1 pseudogene is annotated in these 342 nt (G+C 67.0%); it reads right to left on the bottom strand.

Annotated features, from left to right (window positions below):
- Positions 1 to 188: pseudogene (locus HKX41_10740) on the bottom strand (ribonuclease P).
- Positions 189 to 342: the final 154 nt, after the last annotated feature.

Below are 342 nucleotides of genomic sequence, written 5' to 3'. Positions count from 1 at the left end.
CCCGGCCCATGGCGGGCGAGCACGTCTATTCGCGGCTGTTCGACGGCGAATCGATTGAGCGCGTTCGTCCCCCCGCGGAGGACGAGCAGTTCGCGCTGTGGCCGGTAGTTGCCGACCGCGCCGCTGGCTCGTTCCGGGTCGGACGCGTCGATTTCGACGGCGTCGACGAGGTCCACGTCGAGCGCCTCGAACAGCGTCGTGTTGTAGTTCGAGCCGTACATGGCGAAGCCGCCTTTGTACTCGCGGACGGTGCCGTCTTCGAACTCGAAGCTCTCCAGCCAGCCGTCGTCCCGCTTCGCCATGCCCGAAATCTCCGCTTCGACGATGTCGACGGGGTGCGCG

Origin of the sequence: Salifodinibacter halophilus (assembly GCA_012999515.1) — a bacterium.
Classification (GTDB): Bacteria; Pseudomonadota; Gammaproteobacteria; order Nevskiales; family Salinisphaeraceae; genus Salifodinibacter; species Salifodinibacter halophilus.
The sequence above is the reverse complement of the archived record's forward strand: the minus strand, read 5'-3'. Positions and strand labels throughout refer to the sequence as shown.